Raw genomic sequence first — 7914 nt, 5'->3', positions numbered from 1 at the left:
AACTGACTGCTCGGGCGCCCCCGGCCCGAAGCAATGGGGGAAAGGGGGAAGTGTGTCTGAACGCCGGAAAGTGGTTAAAAAGTAGCCGATGTAAGTCGAGCCAGTAGGTGTTTAGCGGTGTTACAGCCTGAGTGCGGTACTGGCTGAGGTACTATGAGAAATCCAGGTTAGGGCAGCTAATTCTGTCGTGACCACTACGTTTAGCTTGATAAAGTGACTCATCAGCATCCTTGACCTAAAGATAACATCCTAATAAATCATACATTTAAAAGAATCTTTAGCGAGTTTGGGGATTGATTTATCCTATACATTGGCATATCTAATCATCATTAAGCCCCTTGTAGCGATTAAATTCACGTTGCCAGCGAGCCATGAAAGCATCGCGGCGCTGAGGGTCAACGAAAGCGAGCACCGAGGCGTTCAGCGGGATGGGGTATAGGCGGTCGCCCACTTGATCGCGGAGACGTTGAGCCGTGTAGGGTCCGACAATATCAGGCCGCACGCTGAAAAGCGGGGTTTGAGCCGCCAACACACGCTGGCCGTCGCGGCTGAGCAGGAAGTTCATAAACGCTTTAGCAGCTCGGGGGTGTGGCGCATCACGGTGGATAAAGGCGGTCCGCATCACGACTAAGGCATAGTCTTGGGGCACCTGCACGATCACCTCGGGATGCTCTTGGGCCCACACCATGGCATAGGAGCCCAGCAGATTATAACCCAGCCAATAGCGACCCTCTGAAAGCCCTTCCAGCATTGAGCGGGTATTGGATTCAAGGTGGGTGTCCGCATCACCTAATGCGGTGACCAGATCCCAGAACCTCTCTGTATAACGCGCGTCTTGTTGAAATAGCGTGTAGCCGATGCCGCTATTGGAGGGCGAGTAGGTGGTTACCTTGCCTTGTAGCGTGTCACGTTGAGCACTCAGTAAATTGTGCAGATCTGCATGGGTTTGCGGCGGCAACATGTGGCGGGCTAAATCGAGCCGGTAAGCCATGACAATCGGCTCGAAGGTAAACCCAAACACCTCGTTACGCCATTTTGCCCATTCGGGCCATTCGTTGGCCAGTTCAGAATCCAGCCGCTGGGCATACCCCTGATTGACGCGGTTCATTTGCCAGGGCATGGCGGAGCTAATCACTACGTCGGGAGGTGGATCAGCCTCCGCAGTCAAGGCATTCACCTCCAGTGTGCTACGGTCCCGGTAGCTTAGTTCAATACCCGGATGGGCCTGCTCGAAAGCAGCCAACAGCGGCGCGACCACCTGTCGGTCCAAAGCGGCTTCTACCACCAAGGACGTCGCCGCTAAACCCTGAGAAGATGCAAAAAAGCAAACCACCAGCGCCGTCGTGAGCCATAAGCGTTGCATCAGCTTTCCTCCCCCGCCGCCTGAAAATGCACTTCGATACGCAGCCCATGTGGCGGACGTTCTTTGACTTGAAGCTTAGCCGCGTGGCGTTGCGCGATGGTCTCTACGATGGCCAGACCCAGGCCTGAGCCGTGGGTGTCCTGACGCCCTCCGCGTTCGAAGGGTTGAAACAGCCGGTGACGTATCGCTGGGTCGACCCCAGGCCCGGTATCCTCGATATAAAGCATTATGTGGTTGCCGATAGCGTTTAGCCCCAGCGTGATTTCGCTACCTGGAGGGGTATAGCGCAGCGCGTTGTCGATCAGGTTGCCCAATAGCTCGTGCAGCGCCCACGCTTGCCCTTGTATGATCATTGGCTCGGCGGGCAGTTCAGCCAGCCCCAGGTCATGCTGCGTGGCCACCTCGCGCTGGGCCCATTCGAGCACGCTTTCATGTAGCGTCTTTCTTAGATCGAGCGGCAAGCATTCTTCGGCCTCTTCTACATGGCGAAGGCGCGCAAGACTGAGTAGCTGACCGGCCAAGCGGCTGGTGCGCTCTGCGCCAACATGAACGTCTGAAAGGGCACGATACCACTCATCGGGATCGCGGCTTTGTAGGGCTAACTCACTGGTATTTTGCAGGCCGGCGAGCGGGGTTTTGAGCTGATGGCTGGCATCGGCCGTAAAGCGCAGCAGGTTATCGCGGCTCTCGCGCTGGCGGGTAAACAGGGTATCCAGCGCCTCGACCATTTCGCGCAATTCCTCCGGCACCCTGGCATTGAGTGGCCGCATATCATCGGCTTGACGCCTCCTTAACCGGTGGCGCAACTGGCGCATCGGTTTTAGTGCCACCCGCATTGCCAGCAGCATCAGTATGCCCGCCAGCAATACCATAGCGACAAAACGGATGATCGCGCGTTCAAAGAGCTCACTGGCCAATGCCTGCCGCCCACCCATCGTATGGCCCACCCAGATTTGCACCGGGTTTTGAATGTCCCATCCCGCTGAGTCGTATTCGCGGCCATGCAGCCGCCAGCGGGTGCCCGACTGCGTCACGTCAAGCCAGGTTGGTTCAGTGGCCGCTGCTTCACGACCGGCCAAGGGAATGGAGAGAGCCAGATTGGCTGAAATGCGCCGTCCGTTATGGTTGAGCACGGCGTAGAAGACCCGCTCCTGATGGGAAGTCGCCAGAATTTGTAGGGCGGCGGGAGGAATACTGATAACGGGGTCGCTGCCTTCCCATTGCACCGAATCGGCAATCGTCAGCGCCGCCGCTTCAAGCTGGCTATCGAAAGCACGCTCGGCCGCACGCTGAGTGGAATAATAGGCTTCCATTAGCAGCAGCGTGCCCAGCCCAGACACCATGACCAGCAGCCAGACAGCCAAGCGCGCTTTTAACGTGCCAATCACTTGGGTCAAGTCGGCGCTTCCTCGAGTCGATAGCCAAGGCCACGAAACGTGCGGATACGCAAACCGCTCCCCTTAAGACGCTTGCGTAACCGACTGACGTAAACCTCAAGTGCATTAGAACCTACCTCACGGAAGCTAAACACCCGCCCTTCCAGCATCTCGCGGGGGGCAATATTGCCTGCATGTAGCAGGAGCCCTTCAAGCAAGCGTAGCTCACAGCGAGGTAATTAGAGCGGTACCCCATCGACGGTGGCAGCGCCAGCAACGGGATCAAGACACAAAGGGCCCAACGTTAGGCGGTTATCGCTACGCTGCTGGCTGCGCCTTAGCAAGGCGCGTACACGGGCTTCAAGCTCCACCAGTGAAAACGGTTTGGCTAGGTAGTCATCCGCGCCTAGATCGAGGCCGCGGACTCGGTCTTCAATGCCGTCTCTAGCGGTCAGGATCAACACGGGCGTTCGGTCACCTCGTTCACGCAATTCACTCAGCAACTCAAGACCATTTCCGTCAGGCAGCCCCAGATCAAGCAGTATCAGATCGAAGTGGTCATTGCGTAGCGCCGCTTGCGCTTCCCTGACATGGGCAAAAATGTCGACACTATTCCCCAGCGGTGATAACGCGTTGTAAAGCGAGCGGGCGATCATCGGATCGTCTTCAACGATGATTAGGCGCATATGACTAAAGTCTCGGGGGGCGTTAAGGAAAATGACAGGTTGATGAAAGGTTGTCTGCCTAACATTGCGCTGGTCATCTTAGGATGACCGGGGTCGGGTCTTCCTGCTCCCGAATACAACAAGAGAACAGGAGTTCGTCATGAAGGTCAACTCAACCTTACGCCATGCCTCTAGCCTTGCTTTAATGGGCACCGCATTGCTTATCGGCCAGGCTCAGGCTCAAGCCATTCCCGAGTCTACTGAGTGCATCGCGCCCGCCCAGCCCGGCGGTGGCTACGATTTGACGTGTCGATTAGCAGCCAATGGTTTCCAGGATACGGGGCTGATAAGTAAGCCGATGATGGTTAGCTACATGCCTGGCGGCATTGGTGCGGTGGCTTACAACCATGTTAACGGTGTGCGCACTGATGATCCCGGCCTTATTGTAGCCGCCAGTACCGGTGCTGCCGTGAATCTGGCGCTGGGCAAGTTTGGCGAGTACGACGCTGATGAGGTTCGCTGGCTAGGCGCACTGGGCGTCGACTATGGCGCGATTGTCGTCAGTGCCGATGCACCGTGGCAGAGCCTCGACGAGCTGATGACGGCACTGAAAGAAAATCCCAACGAGATCGCCTTCGGTGCTGGTGGCACAGTAGGTAGTCAGGATTGGATGAAGGCAGCACTGATCGCCAAATCTGGGGATATGTCGCCCAGAGACCTCCGTTACGTGGCCTTCGAAGGTGGCGGTGAGGCACTAGCAGCGCTGTTAGGCGACCACATTCAAGTGTTCACCGGTGATTTGGCAGAACTTAAGTCCCAGCTTGAGGGTGGCAAAATCCGCGTCCTGGCGGCGCTTTCCGAAGAGCGGATGGGCGGCCCCTACGCCGATATTCCCACCGCAGCCGAACAGGGCTACGACGTGGAGTGGCCAATCTGGCGAGGTTATTACATGGGTCCGGAAGTCAGCGATGAAGCCTACCAAGCCTGGGTCGAACGCATGCAGCAGTTGGCGGAGGACCCGGTATTCGCCGAGCTACGTGAGGCGCGGGGCCTGTTTCCAATGGCTCGTTTCGGTGAAGACTTTGACCGCTACGTCCAAGAACAGGTCACTGAGTTTAAAGGGCTGGCAGAAGAAGTAGGTCTGACCAAATGAAGATCGCCGCCGACCGAGTGCTGGGCATAGCGCTAATCGGTCTGGCGGCTTTTATCGCCGTCCAGGCCGTACAGCTGGAGATGCCCTTCAGCTACGAACCCGTAGGCCCCAAGGCCTTCCCAGTAGGACTGTCAATTCTGCTGACTGGACTCTCACTGGTGTTGATTTTCAGACCGGGCCCCAACGGTCAATGGCCCCACAAAGCACTGGCGCTTAAGTTGTTACTGGTGCTGGTTCTGCTTTTCGCCTATGCCGTTTTTTTCACACAGCTGGGGTTCATCGTCTCATCGCTGCTCGTGGTGACGGCCTTGGCGCGACTATTTGATGCGACCTGGGGTAAAGCGCTGATCACCGGCGTCATCATGTCGGTTATCGGCTACTTTCTGTTCACCACAGCCCTTGGGATCAGCCTGCCTTCTGGCTACTGGTTCGATACCTTCATTTAAAGGATCGCTAAGATGTTCGATTTCCTTATCGAGGGGTTCGGTGTTGCGCTGACCCCTCTTAACCTGGGGCTGGCTTTCCTTGGCGCCTTGCTCGGCACCCTATTTGGGGCCTTGCCAGGTATCGGCCCGATCAATGGCATTGCCATTCTGATGCCGCTTGCCTATACCCTTGGCTTGCCTGCCGAGTCATCACTGATCTTGTTGGCCGCGGTTTACACCGGCGCCGAATATGGCGGTCGCATGTCGAGCATTTTGCTCAATGTGCCTGGCGATGCCGGGGCGGTCATGACCACGCTCGATGGCTACCCGCTGGCACAGAAGGGACTCGCGGGTCCCGCTTTAGGGCTTTCAGCAGTCAGCTCTTTCATCGGCGCGACCATTGCCATTATTGGCCTGACGTTGTTTGCACCGCTCCTGGCTAGTGTTGCGGTGATGTTCGGCCCGGCGGAATTCTTTGCGCTCATGATATTCGCGTTTTCTTCCATGTCGGTGATGATGGGCAAGGATCCAATCAAGACCGCGATTGGTGCCGTACTGGGTGTCCTGATTGGCACCGTGGGCATTGATTCCGGCAGCGGCGTGCTGCGCTATACCTTCGGCATGCCTGAGCTCTACGACGGCATCGACTTTGTAGTGATGATTATCGGCCTCTTTGCTATCAGCGAAATCCTGCTGATGCTTGAAAACGCTCACAGTACCGACAACGATGGCGAGTTGCCGCCGCTCGGGCGCGTTTTTGTTAGCCTCAAGGAAGTGCTGGTATGTAAGGGTGCGATTATCCGCTCGGGGTTGATCGGCTTTATCATCGGCGTTCTACCCGGAACTGGCGCCTCTGTTGCCGGAGCCGTCTCCTACACCACGGAAAAGCGGCTTTCAGACAAGGACAACACCTTTGGCACTGGTGATATGCGCGGGCTGGCTGCGCCGGAGTCGGCCAATAACGCGGCAGCGGTAGGCTCTTTTGTGCCCATGCTAACCTTAGGCATTCCCGGTTCCGGTACAACAGCGGTACTGCTGGGTGCATTGATGCTTTATAACATCACCCCTGGGCCAATGATGTTTACCGAGCGGCCTGAAGTGGCCGGTGGGCTTATCGCGTCACTTTATATTGGCAACATCGTATTGCTGATGCTTAACCTGCCGCTAGCGGGTGTATTCGCCCGGGTGCTGACTATTCCACGCTGGGTACTGGTACCCGCCATTGCTATCCTGGCGTTCGTCGGCGTTTATCAATTGCACTCCGATCTATTTGCTATTTACTTGATGCTGGTTATCGGCGTGTTTGGGTACTTGCTGCGTAAGCTGGGCTTCTCCCTGGCGCCAGTGATTCTCGGCTACGTACTGGGTGGGTTGATGGAGCAGAACCTTCGCCGCGCACTCTCTATCAGTGGCGGCGACGTCGGTATCCTATGGCAATCGGGTATTTCACTGGGGCTGTGGGCTGCGGCGGCATTACTACTCGTGCTGCCCTGGTTGGTACCGAAGCTATTGGCTGCCCGCAAGTTAAGCGCTGAGTAACGGCGCTTTTTGCCCGGCAATGAATAGATAGCTAGCCCTGGCCCGTGATAACGATCGCCAGGGCTTTTATTTGCAAATCTGTGATGTTGAAAACGATGCGAGCAATAACCTTGGGCCCTATAGGCCGTTTCTTACCAACGTTGGCACTCGGGCTGATCGGGGGCGGGTTGGCGTATTGGCTACAATTGCCGCTTCCCTGGTTATTAGGGGCAATGATCGCCACCACGGCGGCCTCCCTGGCTGGCGTACCGATGAGGTCGCCGGGCAAGGGCCGCCAAGGCGTGTTGGTCGTCATTGGGGTCATGCTCGGTTCAGCGTTCACTCCCGACATGACCGGGGAAGCAACGCGTTGGGGGGGCAGCTTGGCGATTATGCTGATCGCCACGGCGGTGATGATGACTTTCTCGGTGTGGTTCTCCCGCCGCGTGGCGGGGCACTCCTGGGAAACGGCGCTCTACGCCGGCGTGCCTGGCGGGGTTTCCACGGTAACCGGGATGGCCCTCTCCTCGGGAGCCGATTTGCGCATCATCGGCATTACCCATGCTGTGCGCATATTGGTTCTGCTGATAGCCATCCCACCTGTTTTGCAGTTTATCGGCCATGTCGACATTAGCAGTAGCGCGCCAGCCTTATCGCAGTGGTTATGGGTGCCCGCTTCCACTGATATCGCGTGGCTACTGGCGGCTGGCATTGTCGGCATGTGGCTGGGTAAGCGACTTCGCCTGCCTAGTCCGCTGCTGTTTGGCCCGGCCCTTGTCTCAGCGGCGCTGCACTTCTCAAGCCTCACGCATGCGGCTGTGCCACCTGTGATCATTGCGCTCGCACAGGTCGTCATCGGCATTTCAGTGGGTGTGCGCTTTGCGGGTGCCCCGATTGCCGAGGTGGGGGTGGCCATGCTGATGGCGGTCATTCAGGCCCTGGTACTGTTGCTGCTGGCGATATTCGCCGCCTGGGTAGGGCATTTACTCACCGGTTACTCTGCCGCGGCGGCGCTACTCGCCTACATGCCAGGCGGAGCCCCAGAGCTAAGCTTGGTCGCACTAAGCTTAGGTATCGATCCCGCCTTCGTTACCACTCACCACTTACTACGTATAACGCTACTGGTGTTGTTGCTGCCTTTATCCCGCCTCATTCACGAGGGTGCTGATTGAGCGGTCTGAAGGTACTGACTGGTGGCATCGCTTATCAGGATCGGCTTCTTCAGTGCGAATGGCCGTTGAGTAATGCCAAAACGCTGAAATTTTCCCGCTTTCTTATAGCTCTTTGGAATCAATGGCGGCCGTCCAAGCAGCCGTGATCGCCTACCGCCGCTCCGGTCGCTCGCTTTCTGATGCTGTGGTGGTCTCGCAGGAGCGTCAGCTCAGTGCGGTCAGCTTCGGCAACCCCTTCAGCA

Annotated in this window: 7 protein-coding genes and 1 pseudogene; 4 read left to right on the top strand and 4 right to left on the bottom strand. The window is 57.2% G+C overall.

Annotated elements, in window-relative coordinates; translation table 11 throughout:
* Positions 1–319: 319 nt before the first annotated feature.
* The 4 genes and pseudogenes from AC13CY_RS10790 to AC13CY_RS10775 all read right to left on the bottom strand — a co-directional run bounded on the left by AC13CY_RS10790 (position 320) and on the right by AC13CY_RS10775 (position 3425).
* Positions 320–1363, bottom strand: coding sequence for an ABC transporter substrate-binding protein (locus tag AC13CY_RS10790; protein WP_483052504.1), 1044 nt, complete (start codon positions 1361–1363; stop codon positions 320–322).
* Positions 1363–2751, bottom strand: a complete 1389-nt coding sequence (locus AC13CY_RS10785; RefSeq protein WP_483052505.1) for a sensor histidine kinase — start codon at positions 2749–2751, stop codon at positions 1363–1365. The genes AC13CY_RS10790 and AC13CY_RS10785 overlap by 1 nt, the downstream gene beginning before the upstream one ends.
* A gap of 5 nt (positions 2752–2756) precedes the next feature.
* Positions 2757–2960, bottom strand: a pseudogene (locus AC13CY_RS10780) (helix-turn-helix domain-containing protein); the annotation flags it as partial.
* Between the two features lie 18 nt (positions 2961–2978).
* Positions 2979–3425 carry a response regulator gene (locus AC13CY_RS10775; protein WP_483052503.1) on the bottom strand — a complete coding sequence of 149 codons (447 nt, stop codon included), beginning with the start codon at positions 3423–3425 and terminating at the stop codon, positions 2979–2981.
* 139 nt (positions 3426–3564) lie between these two features.
* Here AC13CY_RS10775 and AC13CY_RS10770 point away from each other — a divergent pair, with 139 nt between their 5' ends.
* The 4 genes from AC13CY_RS10770 (at position 3565) to AC13CY_RS10755 (ending at position 7672) form a co-directional block, all read left to right on the top strand.
* A complete protein-coding gene (locus AC13CY_RS10770) occupies positions 3565–4557 on the top strand; it encodes a Bug family tripartite tricarboxylate transporter substrate binding protein (RefSeq protein ID WP_483052502.1) in 993 nt (330 codons plus the stop codon).
* Positions 4554–5003, top strand: coding sequence for a tripartite tricarboxylate transporter TctB family protein (locus tag AC13CY_RS10765; protein WP_483052501.1), 450 nt, complete (start codon positions 4554–4556; stop codon positions 5001–5003). The genes AC13CY_RS10770 and AC13CY_RS10765 overlap by 4 nt, the downstream gene beginning before the upstream one ends.
* A 12-nt stretch (positions 5004–5015) precedes the next feature.
* Positions 5016–6521, top strand: a complete 1506-nt coding sequence (locus AC13CY_RS10760; RefSeq protein ID WP_483052500.1) for a tripartite tricarboxylate transporter permease — start codon at positions 5016–5018, stop codon at positions 6519–6521.
* A 95-nt stretch (positions 6522–6616) separates the two neighbouring features.
* Positions 6617–7672 (top strand): AbrB family transcriptional regulator, encoded by a 1056-nt coding sequence (locus AC13CY_RS10755; RefSeq protein WP_483052499.1) that lies wholly within the window; start codon positions 6617–6619, stop codon positions 7670–7672.
* Positions 7673–7914: the final 242 nt, after the last annotated feature.

The sequence above is a fragment of the Vreelandella sp. L-15 genome, assembly GCF_056857635.1.
The sequence above is the reverse complement of the archived record's forward strand: the minus strand, read 5'-3'. Positions and strand labels throughout refer to the sequence as shown.